At 68.2% G+C, this 22,798-nt stretch carries 17 protein-coding genes; 12 read left to right on the forward strand and 5 right to left on the reverse strand.

All coding sequences use genetic code 11. From position 1 onward, the window contains the following. Positions 1-10: 10 nt before the first annotated feature. From TX83_RS22690 to TX83_RS23665, 3 genes are all read right to left on the reverse strand, one after another. Entirely contained in the window at positions 11-646 is a 636-nt protein-coding gene (locus tag TX83_RS22690) for a hypothetical protein (protein WP_141233440.1), read from the reverse strand. Between the two features lie 388 nt (positions 647-1,034). Next, on the reverse strand, positions 1,035-2,678 hold the full coding sequence (locus tag TX83_RS09355) for a M28 family metallopeptidase (protein WP_064747706.1): 1,644 nt from the start codon (positions 2,676-2,678) through the stop codon (positions 1,035-1,037). Positions 2,679-3,054: 376 nt separating this feature from the next. Continuing rightward, complete coding sequence (locus TX83_RS23665; protein WP_222423748.1) at positions 3,055-3,615, reverse strand: GFA family protein; 561 nt, start codon at positions 3,613-3,615, stop codon at positions 3,055-3,057. A gap of 123 nt (positions 3,616-3,738) precedes the next feature. Between TX83_RS23665 and TX83_RS09365 the strand changes: the two genes are divergently transcribed. The 3 genes from TX83_RS09365 to TX83_RS09375 all read left to right on the forward strand — a co-directional run bounded on the left by TX83_RS09365 (position 3,739) and on the right by TX83_RS09375 (position 7,646). Then, positions 3,739-4,080 carry a winged helix-turn-helix transcriptional regulator gene (locus TX83_RS09365; RefSeq protein ID WP_064747675.1) on the forward strand — a complete coding sequence of 114 codons (342 nt, stop codon included), beginning with the start codon at positions 3,739-3,741 and terminating at the stop codon, positions 4,078-4,080. Between the two features lie 296 nt (positions 4,081-4,376). Beyond that, positions 4,377-5,276, forward strand: coding sequence for a class A beta-lactamase (gene bla, locus TX83_RS09370; protein WP_064747676.1), 900 nt, complete (start codon positions 4,377-4,379; stop codon positions 5,274-5,276). Between the two features lie 261 nt (positions 5,277-5,537). Next, positions 5,538-7,646 (forward strand): NHL repeat-containing protein, encoded by a 2,109-nt coding sequence (locus tag TX83_RS09375; protein WP_064747677.1) that lies wholly within the window; start codon positions 5,538-5,540, stop codon positions 7,644-7,646. Between the two features lie 58 nt (positions 7,647-7,704). Here the strand turns inward: TX83_RS09375 and TX83_RS09380 are convergent, their stop codons facing one another. After that, complete coding sequence (locus TX83_RS09380; RefSeq protein ID WP_064747678.1) at positions 7,705-8,208, reverse strand: GNAT family N-acetyltransferase; 504 nt, start codon at positions 8,206-8,208, stop codon at positions 7,705-7,707. A 482-nt stretch (positions 8,209-8,690) separates the two neighbouring features. Beyond that, positions 8,691-9,794, reverse strand: a complete 1,104-nt coding sequence (locus TX83_RS09385) for a polysaccharide biosynthesis/export family protein (protein WP_064747679.1) — start codon at positions 9,792-9,794, stop codon at positions 8,691-8,693. Positions 9,795-10,623: 829 nt separating this feature from the next. Between TX83_RS09385 and TX83_RS09390 the strand changes: the two genes are divergently transcribed. From TX83_RS09390 to TX83_RS09430, 9 genes are all read left to right on the forward strand, one after another. Then, positions 10,624-11,058 carry a low molecular weight protein-tyrosine-phosphatase gene (locus tag TX83_RS09390; protein ID WP_064747680.1) on the forward strand — a complete coding sequence of 145 codons (435 nt, stop codon included), beginning with the start codon at positions 10,624-10,626 and terminating at the stop codon, positions 11,056-11,058. Between the two features lie 32 nt (positions 11,059-11,090). Then, on the forward strand, positions 11,091-13,310 hold the full coding sequence (locus TX83_RS09395; RefSeq protein WP_064747681.1) for a polysaccharide biosynthesis tyrosine autokinase: 2,220 nt from the start codon (positions 11,091-11,093) through the stop codon (positions 13,308-13,310). A gap of 841 nt (positions 13,311-14,151) precedes the next feature. Further along, complete coding sequence (gene wecB / locus TX83_RS24075; protein WP_186442567.1) at positions 14,152-16,515, forward strand: non-hydrolyzing UDP-N-acetylglucosamine 2-epimerase; 2,364 nt, start codon at positions 14,152-14,154, stop codon at positions 16,513-16,515. 144 nt (positions 16,516-16,659) lie between these two features. Then, positions 16,660-17,919 carry a UDP-N-acetyl-D-mannosamine dehydrogenase gene (gene wecC, locus TX83_RS09405; RefSeq protein WP_064747682.1) on the forward strand — a complete coding sequence of 420 codons (1,260 nt, stop codon included), beginning with the start codon at positions 16,660-16,662 and terminating at the stop codon, positions 17,917-17,919. Between the two features lie 37 nt (positions 17,920-17,956). Continuing rightward, positions 17,957-19,249 (forward strand): oligosaccharide flippase family protein, encoded by a 1,293-nt coding sequence (locus TX83_RS09410; protein ID WP_064747683.1) that lies wholly within the window; start codon positions 17,957-17,959, stop codon positions 19,247-19,249. Then, positions 19,246-19,767, forward strand: a complete 522-nt coding sequence (locus tag TX83_RS09415; protein ID WP_079248142.1) for an acyltransferase — start codon at positions 19,246-19,248, stop codon at positions 19,765-19,767. The genes TX83_RS09410 and TX83_RS09415 overlap by 4 nt, the downstream gene beginning before the upstream one ends. A gap of 7 nt (positions 19,768-19,774) precedes the next feature. Continuing rightward, on the forward strand, positions 19,775-20,308 hold the full coding sequence (locus TX83_RS09420; protein ID WP_064747685.1) for an acyltransferase: 534 nt from the start codon (positions 19,775-19,777) through the stop codon (positions 20,306-20,308). A 16-nt stretch (positions 20,309-20,324) separates the two neighbouring features. Continuing rightward, positions 20,325-21,656 carry a hypothetical protein gene (locus TX83_RS09425; RefSeq protein WP_064747686.1) on the forward strand — a complete coding sequence of 444 codons (1,332 nt, stop codon included), beginning with the start codon at positions 20,325-20,327 and terminating at the stop codon, positions 21,654-21,656. Beyond that, positions 21,653-22,756, forward strand: a complete 1,104-nt coding sequence (locus TX83_RS09430) for a hypothetical protein (protein WP_064747687.1) — start codon at positions 21,653-21,655, stop codon at positions 22,754-22,756. The genes TX83_RS09425 and TX83_RS09430 overlap by 4 nt, the downstream gene beginning before the upstream one ends. The last annotated feature ends 42 nt before the right edge of the window (positions 22,757-22,798 follow it).

Consider the following 22,798-nt stretch of genomic DNA (forward strand, 5'->3'; position numbering starts at 1 on the left):
GGAACATCGCTCATCCCTGGCTCCGATCAACATTTACATCTACGCTCGAAACACATGCCCGCCCCTCTTCGCTGCCGTCGTCGACACGATAAAGGTGCACGCCGACATAGATCGATGTTCCGGCAGAGGTCGAAGGACGAACGAAGCCCCAACGCTCCAGATGCCTGACGCCGCTCTTTCCCATGCTATAGCCCATCGCTGCCAGTTCGTCGGCGAAAGGCTTGAAATCGAACGTGCAGCGCGTAGATCGCTGCCCCGGCACCCGCTTCGGGCCGAACGTAACTTCCACGCTCTTTCCCGGCGCTCCCTTATACAGGCCGATCACGCTCACCCAGTACGACCCCAGATCACGGAGTTCGCCTACGGCATCGCCTTCGCGGATAGCCAACAACTCGGGAACGAAGTCGATATTAAACACACTGCCTACGTGAGCGGCTTCGGTATCCAACGGGGCGTGCAAGCTGGATACCAGACGCAACAGCTTGGTGCGCAACTGTTCAACCGAAACGGCAGGAGCAACCGCATTTCGTCGCGGGATCTTCTTGACCGGCGGCTTGGGATTGGCACGCATCTGTGCCTGGTGAATGCGTTCGGCCGCCTCGACGGCCTCCACCGAAGCGGCAACGCCCGGGTCGTTCGCGGCCATGGCGGGCTCCTGGTCCTTGGGTTCGCGTCCTGACGGCTGGGCGCAGGCGGACAACGCGCCCAGGCCCAGCGTCAGCCATAGCGGCCAGGCGAATCGGCTCCGTTTCACACATCACTCCATGCCGTATAGGGCTGTGGTGAGGCTGCCTTAAGCGCGGTGAGGCTGCAAGGCGTACTTTCAGTTGCGCTATGGATAACAGCTTGCGCGAAATCGCTCACCCGAGTACGGGACATAAGGTGCCGACCGACGTGAGCCGATGAGTTCAACTAAGAGCAGTACATCTCCGTGGCAAGAATTTCCTAGCGAGTCCGGACATTGAAAAGCCGCGGGGAGCCAAGCTCCCCGCGGCCTCGATCGAGCGCCGGCGGATGCCGATTGGCTTAGCCGGTTACTTCCCCGCCCGCTCCCCCGCCGTCTCATCCCGCGCCCCGCGGAACTCCGAGTCCTGGGCCCAGTTCGGCCAGCGGCGCGAGTTGGCCAGGTCGTTGCCGAGGGTGTAGAGGATCTGCAGGTCGCGGGCCATGCCGGTGAAGGTCCAGCTGGCTTCCCATTGGTCGGCGGGCTGGTGGTAGCGGTCCTTGACGTAGGCGTCGCTCTCGGCCTTGCCGGCTTCGACGCCGCCGTCGACCTTGTCCTCGCCCGAGCCGAACGACACCGCCGGCACGCCGCGCTTGGCGAAGGGGAAGTGGTCGGAGCGGAAGAAGTGGCCGGCCTCGGGCTTGGGGTCGGTGACGTACTTGAGGCCCCAGCGCTGGGCGGTGGCGATCAGCTCGTCCAGCAGTTCCTGCTTGGCGCTGCCGGAGGTGGTGAAGTCGCGCGCCGGGCCGGTCGGGTCGAGCGCGTCGGTGTTGATCACCGCGACGGTCTTGGCCAGCGGGTACAGCGGCTTGGAGGCGTAGTACTCCGAGCCGAGCAGGCCTTTCTCTTCCGCGGTCACGGCCAGGAACACCACCGAGCGCTGCGGTTTCTTGCCCTTGGCGAAGGCGCGGCCCATCTCGATCAGGGCGGCGGTGCCGGTGGCGTTGTCGACCGCGCCGTTGTAGATGGTGTCGCCCTTGGCGTCGGGCGCGCCGACGCCCAGGTGGTCCCAGTGGGCGCTGTAGATGACGGTCTCGTCGGGCTTCTTGCTGCCGTCGATGCGGCCGACGATGTTCTGCGAAGTGATGACTTCGCTCTTGACCGCGTAGTTGGCCGACAGGGTCACGCCCTTCAGCGTCACCGGCTTGAACTCGCGGGTCTGGGCCTGTTTCTTCAGCTTGTCGAAGTCCAGCCCGGCGCTCTTGAACAGGCTGACGGCCAGGTCGCGCTGGATCCAGCCTTCCATGGTCGGATGGGCCTTGCCGGGCTGGTCGCGGACCACGTCGAACATGGTGTTGGTGTTGGAGTTCTTGACCGTGGCCCAGCCGTAGGAGGCCGGCTCGGTCTCGTGCACGATCAGCAGGCCGAGCGCGCCGCGGCGCGCGGCCTCCTCGTACTTGTAGGTCCAGCGGCCGTAGTAGGTCATGGCCTTGCCGCCGAAGTCGCCGTCGCCGGTGTCGAAATCCGGGTCGTTGATCAGCACGACCGCGATCTTGCCCTTGAGGTCGACGCCCTTGAAGTCGTCCCAGTCGCGCTCCGGCGCGCTGACGCCATAACCGGCGAACACCAGCGGCGCGTTCTTGAAGGCGACGTTGTCGGCGCCGTTGAGCGCGGCGCGCACGGCGATTTCGTTGCCCTGGGTCAGCGCGCGCGACTTCTTCTTCACCGTCACGGTCAGCTTGGGCGAGCCCTCGATGTTGGAGCGCAGCAGCGGCACGGCCTGGGTCCACAGGCGCTTGCCGTCCTTGAGGTCGCCGCCGGGCTGCACCCCGGCCGCCTTGAGCTGGGCGACGACGTAGTCGATGGTCTTGGTCTCGCCGGCGGTGGCGGGGCCGCGGCCTTCGAACTCGTCGGAGGACAGCACCTTCACTTCCTCGGACAGGCGCTTGGTGTCGAAGGTCGGCGCCTTCGGCGGCTTGGGCGCCTTGGCCGGCTTGGCGGCGACGGCGGGCATCGACAGGACGGCGGCGCAGAGCACCGCCAACGGTGTGGCGATCGGCAACTTCATGGGGAGGCCCTCGGGTGGTCGGGCCGATACTAGCCAGCCGCCCGGGGCGGGTCCATCGGCCAGAGGGCATGGTGCTGGAGTGGCAGGCGAATTTGCGTAGTTTGGCGTGAAGGCAGGGAGGGAAGACGCGCCGCTGCGCAACGCGGCAGGGCCGCTTTGGCAGGAGCGGCGTAAGCCGCGACAACCGCAACGGTGTAGGCCTGCGCCTTGGTCGCAGCGGCGATCCGCCAGTCCCGTCCATCGATCTCGTTTCGGCGCTCGGCGCGGTATTCCGCCGCGCCGGTTGTCGCGGCTTACGCCGCTCCTGCAGAGGCATCGGTTTTTACGGCAAACGGCAGCCGGGGTCGTACCAGCGGTGGCGGCGCGCGCTCCGATGCAGCGCTCCGGGAGCGGCGAAATCGGGGTCGGCGAAAGCGCCGACGGAGATCACCACGGCCTCGGGCAGCGCTTCGGCTTCCATGTAGAGCAGACCGCCGCATCGGCCGCAGAAGCAATGCTCGACCCAGCGGCCGGCGTCGCTGCTGCGGCGCCAGCGGCGCGGTTCGCCTTCGACGACGATGCGGTCCTTGGCGTAACGGGCGCGATAGGAGAACGCCGAGCCGGTGGCGCGCTGGCATTCCAGGCAGGCGCAGGCGTAAACGCTGAGCGGCTCGCCGTAGACGGTCGCGCTCAGCTCGCCGCAGGCGCAGCCGGCGACGCGTACGGGCCCTGCCGCCTCGGCGACTGCGGTGGATTCGGCGGCCCGTGCCGCAGCGGATGCGGTGTTTTCCAGGCTTGCGCCTCGGGCAGTGCCGGCATCGGTAGCCGCGGCCTTTCGCGCATTTCCCGAATCGCAGTGGTGGCCCGCAGGTGCATCGGCGTCGATCGCGGTATCCGAGTTCACGTGCGGCTCCTGGCTGCGTCCGCGGCGGATCGCCGCGCGCCGCACAGCGTGCCCGCCGGCGCCCGGCCCTGTAAATTAGCTACTTTCCGGTAAGCGCTTACCTGGACGTAAGGAGCCCGCGCGATGAAACGCCTGCCCGGCGACGGTTGCGGCCTGGCCACCGCGCTCAATGCGATCGGCGGCAAGTGGAAGACGATGATCCTGTGGGAAGTGAACCTGGCGCCGCGCCGCTTCGGCGTACTGCGCCGCTCGCTGCCGGGGATCAGCGAAAAGGTGTTGACCGAGCAGTTGCGCGAGATGGAAGCCGACGGGCTGATCCGGCGCGAGGTCTTTCCGGGCGCGGTGCAGAAGGTCGTGTACTCGGTGACCGAGTACGGCGTCGGGCTGAACGAGGCGATCGCAGTGATGTCGGCCTGGGGCAAGGCACACGAAGCGCGCCTGGCGCAGCGCGATGCCGCCCCGTAGGAGCGGCGTGAGCGGCGTGAGCGGCGTGAGCGGCGACCGAGCATAGCGATGTACGCGAGCGTACTGGCCCAACTCCGGACGCACGGATCTTGTCCATCGACGCTCGCTTCGGCAGTCGGCGTGGTATTTCATCGCTGCGCTCGGTCGCCGCTCACGCCGCTCCGACAAGGAAGGCCGCGTCCTCACGCGACGGCAGCGGGCGCCGCAAGAAAATCTTTCGGCAGCCCTTAGAAATCGTCGTTTGCGGTGATCGCGCGGCGGTTTCGATAATCGCCGCTCCCCGAGGAGAGACTTCCATGCATCGACGCGATTTTTTGCAACGCAGCAGCGCCGTATTGCTCGCCGCCGGTTTCGGCGGCTCCAGTTTCACCCTGCTGGCGCGTTCGCCGGCGAAAGAGATCGGCGCGCACTGGAACGCACAGCTGACCCGGCTGGAACGCGACAGCGGCGGCCGGCTGGGCGTGGCCGCACTGGACACCGGCGACGGCAAGCGCCTGGGCTGGCGCGGCGGCGAACGCTTCCCGATGTGCAGCACCTTCAAGTTCCTGCTCGCGGCGGCGGTGCTGCGCGAGGTCGACCGCGGCAGGCTGGACCTGCAACGCAAGCTGCCGATCGCCAAGAGCGACATCATCGCCCACTCGCCGACGACCGAGCCGCTGGTCGGTGTCGGCGCCAGCGTCGCGACCTTGTGCGAGGCGACCATGACCCTCAGCGACAACGCGGCGGCCAATCTGTTGCTGCCGCTGATCGGCGGCCCGGCCGGGCTGACCCGTTTCCTGCGCAGCATCGGCGACCCGGTCACGCGCCTGGACCGGATCGAGCCCGAGCTGAACGTAGTGGGGCCCGGCGATGAGCGCGACACCACCTCGCCCGATGCCATGCTCGACAGCTTGCGCACGCTGGTGCTGGGCGACGCGCTCAAGCCGGCCTCGCGCGAACGGCTGACCGCATGGCTGGTGGCCAACAAGACCGGCGACAAGCGCCTGCGCGCGGGGTTGCCGGCCGGGCTCAGGGTCGGCGACAAGACCGGCACCGCGAACACGACGGCCAACGACCTCGCCGCGATCTGGCCGGCCGCGCCGCGCAAGCCGGTGCTGCTGACCTGTTACCTGACCGGCGCCGGCAAGATCGACGCGGCCGGCCGCGATCAGGTGCATGCCGAGGTCGCGCGGACCCTGGCGCAGATCTGGCTGTAAACCGGCCCTTGTAGCAGCGGCGTCAGTGGCAACAGTCGCAGCGGTGCGCGCAAGCGCGTCTGCCGACGCCCGACTCCGCGCGCGATGTGGGCCTTCATCGCTTCGGCGGCTCGCGTGGCAGTGCATCGCTTCGGTGGTCGCGGCTCACGCCGCTCCTACAGGAAGGGCGGAAAGCAGGACACGGACCCCGCGCCGCGTTCTAGAATCGGCCGATTCGCGAAGGCGCCGCCGGCCCGGACGGCGCGCGCAACGAGGATGCGCATGACCCGAACCCATTGGCTGTGGCTGGCGATCGGCCTGACCGCGGCGGCCCTGGCCGCAACCTATGTCTACGAGTGGCAGGGACGCGAATCGGCGCCTGCCGCGCCGCGCGGCCCGGCGCCGACGCCATTCGGCTGGCAGGGGCAGTTGCAGTCGATCGCCGGCGACGGCATCGCCGGACTGCGCGACGGCGCCGCGGCGCAGGCGCGTTTCGCCGATCCTTATGGCTTGGCGCGCGCCGGCGACGGCAGCTTGTACATCGCCGACGGCGGCGACAACAACCGCATCCGCCGGATCGCGCCGGACGGCCAGGTCGTCAGCTTCGCCGGCGGCACCGAGGGCTTCGCCGACGGCAGCGGCGCGGCGGCGAAGTTCCACACCCCCTCCGGCCTGGCCTTCGACCGCTCCGGCAATCTCTACGTGGCCGACACCGGCAATCATGCGATCCGCCGCATCAGCCCGCAGGGCGTGGTCAGCACGGTCGCCGGCACCGGCATCGCGGGCTACCGCGACGGCCCCGGCGCACAGGCTCAGTTCGACGGCCCGGTCGGCGTCGCAGTCGCCGCCGACGGCCGCATCTTCGTGGCCGACACCTATAACGACCGCATCCGCGTGATCGGCCGCGACGGCAGCGTCGCCACCGTCGCCGGCGGCGCCCATCCGGGTTTCGCCGACGGCGCCGGCGCGCTGGCGCGCTTCGACACCCCGACCGCGCTCGCGGTCGATCGCCACGGCACGGTGTGGGTCGCCGACACCCGCAACGACGCGATCCGCCGCATCGATGCGCAAGGCACGGTCAGCACCCTGCCCGGCACCGGCCCGGACAGCGACACCGGCGCACCGCATCGCCCGATCAGCCTGGCGCTGACCCACGACGGCCTGCTCTACGTCGGCGAAATGACCTGGGGCCGAGTGCTGCAATTCAAGCCCAGCGGGCAATGGCAGCCGATCAGCGGGCGCGAACAGGCGCAACGCCTGCCGCGTCCTTCGGGCCTGGCGCTGGACGGCGCCGGCGGCCTCTACGTCAACGATGCCGCCAGCTATCGCGTGCACCGCATCGCCACTGCCTCGACGCCGGCTTCGGCGCTGCCCTTGGAAATCGGCCCGTCGCTGGACAATCCCTTGCCCGCCACCGCCGGTCGCTGGCCGCTGCGGCCGCAGGACGGCTGGCACGAAGTGGTCGGCACGCTCGGCGAAGTGCGCGGCGACGGCCACGGCGAGAGCCGCCATCACCTGCACGGCGGCCTCGACATCCGCGGCGATATCGGCCAGCAGGTGCTGGCGATCGCCGACGCCAAGGTCGGCAACCCGGCCGCGGCCTGGGGCTATGGCGGACTCGGCGAAGGCCTGATGCTGGATGCGCTGAGCTACATCCACATGCGCGTCGGCCGCACCGCGCAAGGCCAGTCGCTGGATCCACAGCGCTTCCAGGCCTTGACCGACGATGCCGGGGCCAAGCCGCGCGTGCGCGTGCGCCGCGGCGCCCGCTTCGCCGCCGGCGATGCGCTCGGCACGATCAATCCGATGGCGCACGTGCACCTGGCCTACGGGCCGTTCGGCTACGAACGCAACGCCGCCCTGCTCGGATTCGTCAACTATGCCGACCGCTACCCGCCGCGGATCGAGCGCATCCAGTTGCTCGATGCATCGGAGCAACCGCTGGCCGAACGCCAGGACGGCCGCCTGCTGCTGTCGCGCGCCCTGCCCGGCGTGCACATCGTGGTCGAGGCCTGGGACCAGGTCGACCGCAACCTGCCCCGGCGCCGGCTCGGCCTGTACGCGCTGGGCTATCAGTGGTTGACCGCGGCCGGCCAGCCGCTGCCCGGCTACGAAAGCCCGCGCATGAACATCCAGTTCGACCGCATGCCGGCCGCCGACGACGCGGTCAAGGTGGCCTATGCGCCCGACAGCGGCATCACCGTGCACGGCAGCGCGATCACCCGTTTCCGCTACATGGTCAGCAACACCGTGCGCGACGGCCGCCTGATCGCGGGTTCGTACTCGCCGAGCGAACTGCCGGCCGGCGACTACCTGCTGCGCATCACCGCGCGCGACTACAGCGGCAACGTCGCCGCGGCCGGACGCGATCTGGCGGTGCGGGTGCAATGAACGGCCGGCGCGCATCCGATGCTTCGCGCCGGCCTTTGCCGGTCGGGGCGGGCGCGGGCTAACCGCGTTCGATCGCGTACAACCGCTCCGGGCGCGGGTCGCCGGCGAGCATCAGTTCGCCGGCGGGCTGCAGGCCGAGCTGGCGCAGCCAGGCATCGGCGGCGTTGTGGTCGGGGTCGATCGAGGCGACGATGCGGCGCAGCCCCAGGCTGCCGAAGCCATGATCGAGCAAGGCCTGTGCGGCCTCGCGGCCATAGCCGCGCCGCCACCACGACGGGGCCAGGCGCAGCATCAGTTCGGCCTCGCGGCCGCCGTCGCCGGGACGTACCGCGGTCAGGCTGGCATAACCGATGACCTGTTCGCCGGCGCGTTCGACCAGCGCCCAGGTGCCGAGCCCGCGTTCGTGGGTCAGGTGCGAGATCCAGCTCGCCGCGTACGGCGCCGGCTGCGCGCCGATGCGGCTGTAGCGCATCGCCTGCGGATCGCCGAATACGGCCTGCAGGGCGTCGGCATCGGAGGCGAGCACGGGGCGCAAGGACAGGCGATGGCTACGCAGCATCATGGACGGTATTACGACGACGGAGTGCAAGCGGCATTGTAGGCCGCGTGCGCGGCGGCGGCTTGTCCGCTTTCAGCCGGGAGTCATCGAATGCGCACATCGCGAGCGACCACATCGGCACATTGCGTTCGTGCGGGCGGGCACGTCGCGCGCCCCCTGCGCATGCGTTCCGCGCCCCGGGCACATGCGGGCTACGACCTCGGTCACGCGGCGGGATGGCGGCACGGGTAGCGGCGCTTCGGCAGCAGCGGTAGCCGAAACAGGCCCCAGCGTCATGTATCGCTACGCCCTCTTCCCCCGTTGACGGGAGAGGCCCGGGGTGAGGGTCGCGCCGCAGGTCCGAAGCGAGTGCTTCGACGCTGCCGGCCCCTCACCGCACCCCCTCTCCCGCAAGCGGGAGAAGGGCTCGTCATCAGGCATACAAGCAAGAACCCATCCCCCGCCCCTTGCAAAGGGGAAAAGATCCAGTCGGAAGGCGGGGCGACTTAGCGCTCCAGCAGATCCTGGGTATTGGCCGAGTTGTTCAGGATGTTGGAGAACGGCAGCAACTGGTTGACGAAGCGGTTCCAGCGCGTGACTCCGGCCGGGCCGACGAACACCACGTCGCCGGGCTTGACCGAGAACTGGCTGGCCAGGGCGAAGGTCGCCGGCGACTTGGCCGCAAGGTGATAGATCTTGGCCGGCTGCTCGCGCAGATCCTGATTGCCGCCGCGAATCACGTACACCGCATTGCCGTTGGCGGTCAGCGGGTTGAGCCCGCCGGCACGGCCGAGCACCTGGCTCAGGCTCATGTCGGTGGTCTTGAAGCCGATCGCCGCCGGGCGCACCACTTCGCCGACCACATAGACTTCTTTGCGGTCGTTGTACGGCAGATAGATGTGGTCGCCGGCCTTGAGGTAGATGTCAGGCGCGACCGAACTGCGGTTGAGCGCGTCCAGGTCGAGCGGGTACTGGTGGCCGTTGCGGGTCAACACCAACCCGGACAGGTCGGCGCGGATCGGGTCGATGGTCGCCGCGCCGATCGCCTGGGCCAGGGTCAGCGGCGTGGCGGTGATGCGCTGGCGCTCGGTCTTCACGAACGCGCCCTGCAGGGTCACCTGCTGGCTGCCGTAGTCGATCACGGTGACGTCGACCTGCGGCGATTCGACCACCGCGGCGATGCGCTGGGTGATCAGCGAGCGCAGTTCCTCGATGGTCTTGCCGCGCGCCTGGATCACGCCGACATAGGGGTAGAACAAGGTGCCGTCGGGGCGCACCAGGCGGCCGTTGGCGGCCGGCTGCTGTTGGTTGCCGGCCGGCGAAGTCAGCTCCGGGTGATCCCAGATGGTGATGTACAAGGTGTCGCCGGCGCCGATGCGGTAGGCCTCGGGCTGGTAGTCCAGCAGCTCCGCCGGCACCGCCGCGGTGTCCACGGCGGCGCGCTCGCTGGCGACCAACTGGGCGTTGATCGGCAACAACTCGACCTCGTCGGCCTGCAGGGCATCGCCGCGCAGCAGCTGGTTCGGGCTCATGTGCTGGCCCGGCGCCCACATGCAGCCGTTGAGTCCGAGGGCGGCCAACAGCGCCATGCCAACTGAAAGCTTTCTCATGAACGAATCTGTCTCTAGGTCGTGGTCTTGCCGTGGTGAGTCGCAAACGCACGCTGCGACGCCGGCCGCGCCGCCTTCCTTGCGGTGCGACAACCGGAGCCGAGCGCGAAAACCCGCCAAGCGCCGCCTGGGCAGCGAAGAGCGGACGTCGAAAGTGGAGCGCTGAGCCGGAACTGGCGCAGCCTTGGCGGAAACCCGATCGGTCGGCGCGTTGGACGGCGGTCGGGGACGCATCTTGATGGCGGGACATGACTCCTGATGTTGCGTGCGAACGGATCGCGCGAGTTAGCCCCTGGGCACAGTATAGCCAGCGACGGCGGCTGCAACGGGATGCGGCGGCTTCGGTAAGAGCATCGCATCACAGTTATGAATCCTCGCCGCGAGCCTTCATTCAGCGGCGATTGCGGGCGCCGACAGCGCATGACGCGACGATGACGCCGTCGCGCCGCGATGCGTCGCGGCGAAGGCCGTTCGGTTTTCGTTCACCTGCATGGCCGCGGCGCGCTGCGATGGCCCGAAACGCCGCAGCCGCGGGGATCGGCCACGCGCGAAGTCGCGTTCGCGATTGCGCGCTCGGCGAAGGTTCGCTGGTGACAGGCGTCACGTCTCGACGGTCGCGCCGGCGATGGCGGTTGACCCTGCCGGAGGCGGCTCGTACATTCCGCACCGTCGTAATTCGATGCACCGCAGCATCGCGGCCCCCGCGTGTCGGCATGCGTCGCTGTTCGGTTCACTGCCGGTCGAACGGCCTTTCGGGTCCGTTCGCGCCATCAAGCAAACGCTGTCGGCGCGTCCGCGCGCCGTAGTTCAACGGTGAGACGTAACGCGCGTGTTCAAACGGGTATTGATGGTCTGCATCGGCAACATCTGCCGGAGCCCCACCGCCGAAGTGCTGCTGCGGCATCGAATGCAAGGCAAGGACATCGTCGTCGAATCGGCCGGGCTGGCGGCATTGCGCGGCTATCCGATCGACGCCACCGCCCAGGCGCTGCTCCAAGAGCATGGCCTGGACGGCACGCCGCACAAGGCGCGGCAGCTCGATCGCGAGATCGTCGACGCCGCCGACCTGATCCTTACGATGGAACGTAAACACCTCGACGGCGTGCTGGCGCTTGCGCCGCATGCGCGGGGGAAAACGTTTCTGCTGGGCAAGTGGTTGGACGACGCCGGCATTCCGGACCCCTACCGCCAGTCGCGCAGCGCGTTCGAACGGGCCTACCAGCTGATCAACTCAGGGGTGAGTAGCTGGGTGCCCTACTTATGACGTAGGACTCCAACTTTTAAGGCCCTCACCCCATGCCGACCAGTTCCGCCGCCCTCGACGCTCAACGGGACGGCAACGAAGAAATCGACCTGGCCGCGCTGCTCGGTACGCTGATCGACCACAAGTGGCTGATCGTCGGCGTGACCGCGGCCGGCTTCGCCCTCGGCACCGCTTACGCCCTGCTCGCGCCGCCGGTCTACCAGGCCAACGCGATGATCCAGGTCGAGCCGAATACGCCGACCCTGCCGGGCCTGGACGCGGTCTCGCAGGTGCTGACCGATTCGGCGCCGCAGGCGGTGACCGAAATCGCCCTGCTGACCTCGCGCACCGTGCTCGGCAAGGCGGTCGACGACCTGCGCCTGGACGTGCAGGTCGAGCCCAAGCAGTTTCCGTTGATCGGCGGCGTGATCTCGCGCCGCTACGAACCGGCCGCGCCCGGCTCGGTCGCCGAGCCCTGGTTCGGTCTCGACGGCTACGGCTGGGGCGGCGAGCGTCTGGACGTGTTCAAGCTGTCGGTGCCCGAAGCGCTGGTCGGCACAGAGCTGGAGCTGATCGCCGACAACGCCGGCGCGTACCGCCTCTACGACGAAGACGGCGGCCTGCTGCTCAACGGCAAGGTCGGCGAAGAGGCCAGCGGCCGCGGCGTCAAGCTTACGGTCAAGGAGCTGACGGCCAATCCAGGCATGCGCTTCGAGGTGGTCAAGCTGCAGACGCTGGCGATCATCAACGCCCTGCAGCGCAACCTCACCGCCGGCGAGAAAGCCAAGGACTCCGGCATCATCCAGCTCAGCTACGAGCTCGGCGATCCGGCCAAGGCCACCGCGACGCTGGACGCGATCACCCGTCAATACACTCGCCAGAACGTCGAACGCAATTCCGCCGAAGCCGCCAACCGGCTAGTGTTCGTCAAGGAACAACTGCCGAACGTGCGCCGCGAGCTGGAGAAATCCGAGCAGGCGCTCAACGCCTACCAGTCGCAGTCGCATTCGGTCGACATCAGCCTGGAGACCAAGTCCTACCTGGACCAGATCGTCTCGCTGGACACCAGCATCTCGCAGCTGAAGATGCAGCAGGCCGAAGTCAGCCGCCGCTACACTCCGGCGCACCCGGCCTATCGCGCGCTGATGGCGCAGCTGGGCGAACTGGAAGGGCGCAAGAACGAGATGAGCAAGCGCATCGAGGGCTTGCCGGAGACCCAGCAGGAACTGCTGCGCCTGACCCGCGACGTCCAGGTCGGCACCCAGACCTACACCAATCTGCTCAATCAGGCTCAGCAGCTCGATATCGCCCGCGCCGGCACGGTCGGCAACGCGCGCATCGTCGACCGCGCCGTGGTCGACGTCAGCCAGCCAGTGAAGCCCAAGCGGCTGATGATCGTCGCCATCGCCACGTTCCTCGGCGGCGCCCTGGCGGTGGCCTGGATCTTGTTGCGCCAATTGCTCAACCGCGGCATCGAGGACGCCAAGGAAATCGAGCAGCTCGGCCTGCCGGTGTACGCCTCGGTTCCGCTGAGTTCCTACCAACGCGACCACGAAAGCGTCGACAAGAAGTCGCGTACGCCGTCGAAGTCCGGCCGGGCGCGACTGCTGGCGGTGGACGCGCCGGGCGATCTGGCGATCGAAGCGATCCGCGCGCTGCGCACCGGCCTGCACTTCGCGCGCCTGGAAGCCAAGAACAACGTCCTGATGATCTGCGGCGCCAGTCCGAACGCCGGCAAGACGTTCGTCTCGACCAACCTGGCCACGGTGATCGCGCAAGGCGGCCAGCGCGTGCTGCTGATCGACGCCGACCTGCGCCGCGGCACTCTGCACCGGGTGATGGGCCTGAACGGACAGGAAGGGCTGTCCGACCTGCTGACCGGGCGCATCGACTTCAACAAGGCGGTGCACGCCTCGTCGGTCGACGGTCTGCACTTCATCGCACGCGGCCAGGTTCCGCCGAACCCGTCCGAGCTGCTGATGCACCCGAACTTCGCCGCGCTGCTGAGCAGCGTGTCGCAGCGCTACGATCTGGTGATCGTCGATACGCCGCCGATCCTGGCGGTCACCGACGCGGCCATCGTCGGCCGCCACACCGGCACCAACCTGTTGGTCGCGCGCTTCGGGTTCAACACCGTCAAGGACATCGCAGTGGCCAAGCAGCGCTTCGAGCAGAACGGCATCGAACTCAAGGGCTCGATCCTCAATGCGGTCGAACGCCGGCACGGCGCTTATCACGCCTACGGCTACGAATACGCGCCGATCGAAAAATGATCGACGCCGCGTTCGAGCGCGCCGCAGCCGCGCCCGAACGCATCGCCCATCCATGGTCGTCTCAACGACGCACCACCGCCGCTCGCGCATCGCGCACGCTCGCTCACCCGGCTTCGCGAAGCTGCTCGCAAAATCGACAGACCACCATGAACGGATGCAAAACGAAAATCGCGGCAACGCTCCGCCTCCGCCCGCCCGGAGTGAAGAAAAACCCTATGAAAACCCGGCTTTTTTTCGGATTCATTTGCGGATAACGAAATCGCATAAGACGACTTACGCAATGCGTAAACGCGATAGGCCGTCGCCGGACCGCACATTGCGGCGTAACGCCGACGTTATTTCGCGCCCTGCATCGCAGACGCGACTTGATAGACGACCGCAACCGCAATTTCCCGCATGAATCGCAGCTGACACAAATCGAATTCGCGCACGAATCGACCCCGTCACCGCGACTGCTCAACAAAAAGCCTTACGGTTTCACAGTATTGATCGCGCGACGAATGGCAGTCTATTCGCACCAAACAGCAGTCCGCGCGCACTCGTAGGGGGAGCGCGACGCGGACGCAGACCGACGAGATGTCATAAAGATCGGGCACAAAGCAACACCACAAGCACCACGTAGCGCATCGAACCCTCGGCGGACGGACGCGCCACCTCACTCACCCCTAACCACTGCAGCGACAACCCGGCATCACTTCGCCCGACGCGGCTTCGCCGCTGCGTCCGGCTGCGGCACCACCACAACTCCAAGAAAACTCAGTACACAGGATGGATGATCGACCGCGGGGGGCGGCGATCGTTGGCTTTGTCTAACGAAGACTTATTCCCCGGACCTCACGTCATGCTGGACACCAAGATCGCGATCGCCTGCGCGCTGGCGCTGTGCATCACAGGCATCGCCATATACGCGATGCGCCCCCTGGCCAAGAACTTCGGCCTGGTCGACCGCCCTGGGCAACGCAAGCGGCACCAAGGCGATATCCCGCTGATCGGCGGACTGGCGATTTTCGCCGGCCTGCTGTGCGGCGCGGCCTTCCTCGGTCTCGCCGACCGTTTCACGCTGTCGCTGCTCGGCAGCACTGCGCTGATCGTCATCGTCGGCGCGATCGACGACTCCAAGGATCTCAGCGTTCGCGCGCGTCTTCTGGTGCAGACCGGCGCGTGCGTGCTGATGATGATCGGCAGCGGCCTGTACTTGAACGACCTCGGCAACCTGTTCGGCACCGGCCCGATCTCGCTCGGCCTGATCGGCCTGCCGCTGACTGTGATCGGCGTGGTCGGCCTGATCAACGCCTTCAACATGCTCGACGGCATCGATGGGCTCGCCGGCAGCCTGACCCTGACTTCGATCGTCGCCATCATGCTGTTCGCCGACGGCATCGCGCCTTCGGCGATCTCGCTGCCGCTGTTGCCGGTGCTGTTCGCGGCGATCGTGCCCTACCTGTTCGCCAATCTCGGCCTGTGGCGCGGGCAAAAGATCTTCATGGGCGACGCCGGCAGCATGGCGATCGGCTACCTGCTCGCCTGGAGCCTGGTCTACCTGAGCCAGCGCGGCGGCGCGCGCCTGGACGCGGCCGACGCGCTGTGGTGCGTGGCCTTGCCGGTGCTGGACACGCTGGCGGTGATGTACCGGCGCATGCGCAAGGGTCTGTCGCCGTTCAAGCCCGATCGCCAGCACCTGCACTACATGCTGCTCGACAGCGGCTGCTCGCCGCGCATCGCGTTGGCGATCCTGGTGGTGACCGCGACAACGCTGGCAGCGATCGGCTACAGCCTGCGCAACCTGCCGTTGGGCGTGAACCTGGCGATCTTCGCCGCTCTGCTGATCGCCTACACCGTCGGCCTGACCCACGGCTGGAAATTCGAGCCGCGCTTGCCGAACTGGCGTCCTGAGAACGACGCGATGGAACTGGAAGCCGCCCACGCGCCGGGCCTGAGCCTGCCCGACGGCGCCGCCTTGCCCGCCCTCGCGCGCACCGGACTGGCCGAGGACGCGTCCGCGGTGACCAAGCTGCCGTCGTCGATGCCGGCCGCCGCCGCGGTGGCCGCGCCGCGCAAGATCAAGACCCTATGCGTGTTCGGCACTCGTCCGGAAGCGATCAAGATGGCGCCGCTGGCGCTGATGCTGAACGCCGACCCGCGCTTCGAGGCGCGCGTGTGCGTGACCGGCCAGCACCGGCAGATGCTCGATCAGGTGCTGAGCCTGTTCGACATCCAGCCCGATTACGACCTGGCGATCATGAAGCCGGGCCAGGACCTGACCGACATCACCACCGCCATCCTGACCGGCATGAAGAAGGTGCTGGCCGAGCTGAAGCCGGACGTGGTGCTGGTCCACGGCGACACCTCGACCACCATGGCGACCACCCTGGCGGCCTACTACCAGCAGGTGCCGGTGGCCCACGTCGAGGCCGGCCTGCGCACCGGCAACCTGTACTCGCCGTGGCCGGAAGAGGCCAACCGCAAACTCACCGGCGCGCTGGCGGCGATGCACTTCGCCCCGACCGATCTGTCGATGCAGAACCTGCGCGCCGAAGGCATCGCCGCCGACCGTATTTCGATCACCGGCAACACCGTGATCGACGCGCTGAAGGAAGTGGTGAGCCGGATCGAGCGCACCGATACGCTGCGCGAGCAGTTGTCGCAGCAGTTCGCCTTCCTCGACCCGAAGCGGCGCATGATCCTGGTCACCGGCCATCGCCGCGAAAGCTTCGGCGGCGGCTTCGAGCGCATCTGCCACGCGCTGCGCGATATCGCCCTGCGCCATCCGGACGTGGACATCGTCTATCCGGTGCACCTCAACCCGCAGGTGCGCGAGCCGGTCAACCGCCTGCTGCGCGACATCAAGCAGATCCACCTAATCGAGCCGCTGGACTACCTGCCGTTCGTGTACCTGATGAACGCCGCCCACATCATCCTCACCGACTCCGGCGGCATCCAGGAAGAAGCGCCCTCGCTGGGCAAGCCGGTGCTGGTGATGCGCGACACCACCGAGCGCCCGGAAGCGGTCGCGGCCGGCACGGTCAAGCTGGTCGGAACCGACCGCCAGCTGATCGCCGACGGCGTCAGCGCCCTGCTGCAGGACCGCTCGGCCTACGAAGCGATGAGCTTCGCCCACAACCCCTACGGCGACGGCAAGGCCTGCGAGCGCATCGTCGAAGCGCTGGCCGCGATCAAGGTCGAGGTCTCGCAGTTGGCCGCCTGATCCGCGCCCCATCCATCGGGCGCGGGCCGCTCCGGCGCGCGCGACGCACAGGCGGCGAGATCTTTCGCCGCCTTGTGCGTTGAACGAACCGGCCGCCCGCGCCGCCGCATCCCCCCGCTCCACGGGAGCAACCTCGGAGTTCTTATGCAATTCGAAACCGTTTCGGTCATCGGCCTGGGTTACATCGGCCTGCCCACCGCCGCCGCGTTCTGCGCTGCCGGCAAGCGCGTGATCGGCGTCGACGTCAACGCCCGCGCGGTGGAGACCATCAACCGCGGCGAGATCCACATCTTCGAGCCCGAGCTCGACGTCGCCGTATACGCCGCGGTCAACAAGGGCCTGCTGCGCGCGACCGACACGCCGCAGCCCGCCGATGCGTTCCTGATCGCGGTGCCGACTCCGTTCAAGGGCGACCACCAGCCCGACCTGAGCTACATCGAAGCCGCCGCCAAAGCGCTGGCGCCGGTGCTGGCCAAGGGCAATCTGATCGTGCTCGAGTCGACCTCGCCGGTCGGGGCCACCGAACAACTCGCCGCGTGGCTGGCCGCCGCGCGTCCGGACCTGAGCTTCCCGCAGCAGGCCGGCGTCGAAGCCGACGTCAACGTCGCCTATTGCCCCGAGCGCGTGCTACCCGGCCACGTGATGCGCGAGCTGATCGAGAACGACCGCATCATCGGCGGCATGACCCCGCGCTGCGCCGAGCGCGCGTGCGAGCTTTACCGCGCCTTCGTCCGCGGCGAATGCATCGTCACCGACGCGCGCACCGCCGAGATGTGCAAGCTGACCGAGAACGCGTTCCGCGACGTCAACATCGCCTTCGCCAACGAACTGTCGATCATCAGCGACAAGTTCGGCATCAACGTCTGGGAGCTGGTGCGCCTGGCCAACCGCCATCCGCGCGTCAACATCCTGCAGCCGGGCCCGGGCGTCGGCGGTCACTGCATCGCGGTCGACCCCTGGTTCATCGTCGACAGCGCACCGGAAGAAGCGCGCCTGATCCGCACCGCGCGCGAGGTCAACAACAGCAAGCCGCACTGGGTCATGGACAAGGTCGACGCCGCGATCGCCGAGGCCAAGGCCGCCGGCAAGGAAGACAAGCACCTGACCATCGCCGTGTTCGGCCTGTCGTTCAAGCCCGACATCGACGACCTGCGCGAAAGCCCGGCGCTGGACATCGCGATCGAGCTCGCCGCGCGCCATCCGGGCAAGGTGCTCGCGGTCGAGCCGCACATCGACGCGCTGCCGGACAAGCTCAAGTCGTCGCCGAACGTGATCTTGGTGGACTTCCCCACCGCCAGCGCCCAGGCCGACATCGGTCTGCTGCTGGTCGACCACAAGCCGTTCAAGGAACAGGCCGCGCCGACCCATCTGCGCCTGGTCGACACCAAGGGCATCTGGACCTGAGCCCGCCGGCCGGCCGCACCGACATGACCGATCTCCGATGATCCGCCGCCTGATCACCACCGCCAGCCTCTCGGCGATCAGCGCCATGGCCTCGCGCGGCGCGATCTTCGCCGGCGTGTTGCTGGTCGCCTACTTGCTGGGGCCGGAGGCCTTCGGTCAGTTCACCCTGATCCAGACCACCGCGCTGCTGTTCACCACCTTCTGCGCCCTCAGCCTGGGCCAGATGGCGACCAAGATCGTCGCCGAGGCGGTGGACGGCCCGCGCGAGCGGTTGCAGGTGGCGCTGTCGGTGTCGTACGGCTCGGCGCTGCTGATCGCGTTGGGGTTCGCGGCGTTGATCGTGGCCTTGTCGCCGCTGCTGGCGCGCTGGGTCGGCCATTCGGCGGCGCTGACGCCGGTCTACGCCAGCGCCGGCCTGCTGGTGCTGGCCGGCTTCGTCACCGCAGTCCAGAACGGCGTCGCCCTGGCCCTGCATCGGGTCAAGGAACAGGCCTACGCCAACATCGCCAGCGCCCCGGTCGCGTTCGCGATCATGGTACTGGCGGCGATGCGCCACGACCTGCATTGGGCGGTGTACGGCTACGTGCTCTCGCAGGCGGTGATCGCGCTCGGCCAGGAACGCGGCCTGCGCCGCTACCGGCGCGAACACGGCCTGCGCCTGTCGCTGCGCGCGACCCGGCGCGAGGACTGGACGGTGCTGTGGAAGCTCGGCCTGCCGTCCTCGCTGGCCGGCCTGCTGACCGTGCCCGCGATGTGGATCGTAATGGTGATGCTGTCGCACACCGGCGACGGCGCGGTCGAGCTGGGCAATTTCGCCCTCGGCAATCAGGCCCGCTCGATCCTGCTGTTCGGCATCGGCGTGGTCGCCAACGCGGCCCTGCCGATGCTGTCCTCGGCGCTGGCGCGCGGCGACCGCGGCAGCGCCTCGACGGTGCTGCGCCACTCGATGCTGTTGCTGCTGGCGATCACCGGCGGCATCGCCCTGTTCGCCGGTTTCGCCGCACCGCCGGCGATCCACGCCTTCGCCCCGGACTACGCCGGCTCGGTGCAACCGCTGCAATGGCTGCTGGCCTCGGTGGTGGCGACCGCGCCTACCACGATCCTGATGCGCAAGGCCACCGCCGACGGACGGCCCGGCATCCTGCTGGCCGGCAACGCGGTGTTCTGCGTGGTTCTGCTCGCCGCCGCCGCGGTCGCCCTGCGTATGCACGGCGGCGCGGCCGGCCTGGCCCAGGCCTATTTCGTCGCCTCGGTGCTGCAGCTGCTGACCTTCGCTTTGTTCAACCGCAACGAGCTGCGCTGGAAGGCCGTGGCACGGAGTAACCCATGAGAGTCGTACGTCTGCTGAAGAAATCCGTGATCCTCGGCGCGATCCGGGTCGGCTGGCTGATCAAGCCGGGCCTGGTCACGCGCCTGTTCACCTGGTACCTGAAGTCGGAAGGCGCGCAGATCGACGGCATGCCCAATTACCTGTCGGCCAAGATCTGGTTCGACGGCACCGACTACTCGCTGATCCGGCTCGGCGAGGGCTGCACGATCTCCAGCAACGTGCGCATCCTGACCCACGACGCCGCGGTGCACACCGCGGCCAAGGAACTGGGGCTGCGCTTCGAACGGCCCGAGATCCGGGTCAAGCCGGTCTCGATCGGCCGCTACAGTTTCGTCGGCACCGGTTCGATCATCATGCCCGGCGCCGACATCGGCCCGGGCTGCATCATCGGCGCCGGCAGCGTGGTGCGCGGCAAGATCCCGCCGCTGAGCATCGTGGTCGGCAGCCCCGGCCAGATCGTCGGCTCGGTGACCGAGTACGTCGCCAAGCTCTACCCCGACCGGGTCCGGGCCGGCTGAGGCGCGCATGTCGTCCCTGTCCAAGACCGCCTACGTGATCGCCCGCACCCTGTCGGCCTTCGGCCTGCCGGGGCTGCGCGGCCTGCGCACGCGCATCTACGCCTGGCATTTCCGCGCCGCCGGGATGAGCGTGTCCGACCGGGTGATGGTGGTCGCCGCGCATCGCAGCGACAGCGCCGCGATCTCGTTCGGCCGCGGCGTCGAGCTCGGCGCCGACAGCTACATCGACTATTCCGGCGGGGTGCGCATCGGCGATCACGTCGCGGTGTCCGAAGGCGCCAAGCTGTTCACCCACAACCACGCGGTGCGGCGCGGCCATGCCGACTGGCACCGCAATCCGATCGAGTTCTCGCCGCTGCAGATCGAGGACTACGCCTGGATCGGCGCCGGCGCGACCGTGCTGCCGCGGGTGCGGCGGATCGGCCGCGGCGCCATCGTCGGCGCCGGCGCGGTGCTGGCCGAGGACGTGCCGGATTTCGCCGTCTACGCCGGCAACCCCGCGCGCGAGATCTTCCGCCGCGACATCACCGAGCAGGACTGAGGGAGGCCGGACCGGTTTGGCGACGCTCTACGTCATCTTCTTCATGAGCCTGGGACTGCTGGCGTTCGCGCGCATCGGCGGCCGCTTCGATCGCCTGTTCGTCAATCCGATCCTGGCCTTCGTCCTCACCGTCGCCTTCATCTACGGCTTCATTCCCTGGCTGAAGGAACTGCAGCAAGTCCAGACCTATCCGTTCTACTACTCGACCGACGCCAAGCTGTTCGCCCTGTTGTTCTCGCTGGTGTTCTGCCTGTCCGGCATCGGCGGCTATCTGCTCGCCGGCGGCGGCGCGCGCCCCGCCCTGCCGCAGGTGCGCGCGCTGACCAAGCGCGAACGGCGGCGGGTGCTGGTGCTGGTCGGCATTCCGGCGATGTGTGCGGTGCTGTATCTGGCGCGCACGGTGTCGGCCTACGACCTGGCCGACTACATGAAGGACCGGATCATGATCCGCCGCGGCATGGGCCCGGCGGTGGTGCTGGCGTTCGCGGCGATCTGCTACGCAGCGATCCTGGTCACCAACTATTTCGCTTCGCGGCGCGCGCCGGGACGGCCGATGTCGCGCTGGCGGCTGCTGCCGATCGGCGCGGTGGTGCTGGTGGTCGCGGTGGCCTTCGTCGCCATGGGCAACCGCAACTTCGTCTTCATCCTGATCGCGATCGTGCTGTTCGCCTCGCTGTCGATCTTCAAGGGCCGGATGAGCCGCGCACTGATGCTGCTGCCGGTGATGCTGGCGATCGCCCTGGGCCTGTCGGCCTGGGCCAAGATCCGCACCACCCTGGACAGCGCCGACGCCTCCAGCGTGACCAGCGAAGGGCCGGTGCAATTGCTGGTGTACGGCCTCAACGGCGCGTTCGGCAACGCCGAGAACCTGGTCTGGCTGGCCCAGCACGAACGCGACTGGGACCCGGTCTACGGCGCCACCGTGGTCGCCGCCGCGCTCAACCCGATTCCGCGCGCGTTCTGGCCGGACAAGCCGTTCGGCGGCGGCCCGGCGCTGCGCAACATGATCTACCCCGGCAGCTACACCCTCGACGGCGAGAAGCTGACCTCCTACACCACCGGCCTACCGACCGAGGGCTACATGAACTTCGGCCTGCTCGGCCTGGTGCTGTTCGGCCTGGTCAACGGCGCCTGCCTGGCCGGCATCCGCAATCTCTACGCGCGACGGCGCGAGGTCACGCCGGTCGGCGTGGTCGTCTACAGCTTCTCGATCTTCATGTTCTCTTCCGGATTTCTGTATATGGAACTGCTCGGCGGCTGGAGTCGCTATTTCATCACCGTGCTGCTGCTGTTCGCGGTCACCTGGCTGGGCAATCGCCCGATCCGCATGCGCGGGGTGACGGCATGAACGCGATCATCCTCGGCCAGGGCAATCCTTATCTGAAGAATCCATACCTGAGCAAGCTGTCGCAGGTGCTGGACGCGGCCGCGATCCCGTACGAGTTCTGGATCTGGAGCCGCGACAAGCAGGCCGCCGCGCTGCCCAAGGTGCGGGTGCTGTTGAGCTTCGGTTCCTGGGGCGGGGGCGCGGTCAACGCGCTCGGCTATGCGCTGTGGGTGGCCTGGCTGACCCTGCGCGTGTTCCTGCAACCGCGCGCCGGAGTGTACTTCTGCTCGCGCCTGGACGCGGCCCTGCCCTGCGCGCTGGTCGCCAGCCTGCGCGACTGCCAGTACGTGTTCCTGGACCGCGACAAGCTGTCCAAGAGCTATGCCTGGCCCAAGCCGGTCAAGCGCCTGATCGAGGCGATCGAACGTTTCGTCGGCCGCCGCGCCACCCTGCACGTGGTGCCGGGCGCCTCGCGCGCGGTCGACGGCGACGGCGGCAACATCCGCATCGTCCGCAATACCCCGCACAGCGACGTGATCCAGCGCGCGCGCGGCCTGGTCGCCGGCATGCCGCCGCGCGACGGCCGCCTGCGGGTGCTGATCAGCGGCCTGATCTCGCCCGAACGCGGCGCGAAGATGATGCGCGAGGCGGTCGAAGCGGTCGGCGACCGGATCGATTTCGTCGCCGCCGGTCGCCTGCTCGGCGACGACGCCAAGCGTCTGGCCGAACTGCTCGGCGAACGCTACCGCGGCATCGTCAGCAACGAGGACGCGCTGGCCCTGCTGCTCAGCGCCGACCTGGTGCTGGCCTTCTACGACCCGGCGCTGGAGATCAACCGCCTGGCCGAACCCAACAAGTGGTTCGACTGCGCGGCGCTGCAGATTCCGTTCGTCACCAATCCCGGCCTGGACACGTCGCAGCCGTTCGAAGCCGCCGATGCCTGCTTCCTGTGCGAGTACGGCGACGGTCGCGTCCTGGCCCAGGAACTGCTGCGCATCGACGCCGATCCGCAGGCGCTGGAACGGCGCCGCGCAGGCCTGCGCACCCTGCGCTACGAGGCCTGGGACACGGCGATGGCGCGGGTCATCGCCGAATGCGCCGGCTTGAGCCGGAAACGCTGAGGCCGCCATGACGCCCGTCAACCGATAACGCATCGCCGCCCG

Origin of the sequence: Lysobacter antibioticus HS124, from assembly GCF_000336385.2 — a bacterium.
In the GTDB taxonomy this organism is placed as follows: Bacteria; Pseudomonadota; Gammaproteobacteria; order Xanthomonadales; family Xanthomonadaceae; genus Lysobacter; species Lysobacter firmicutimachus.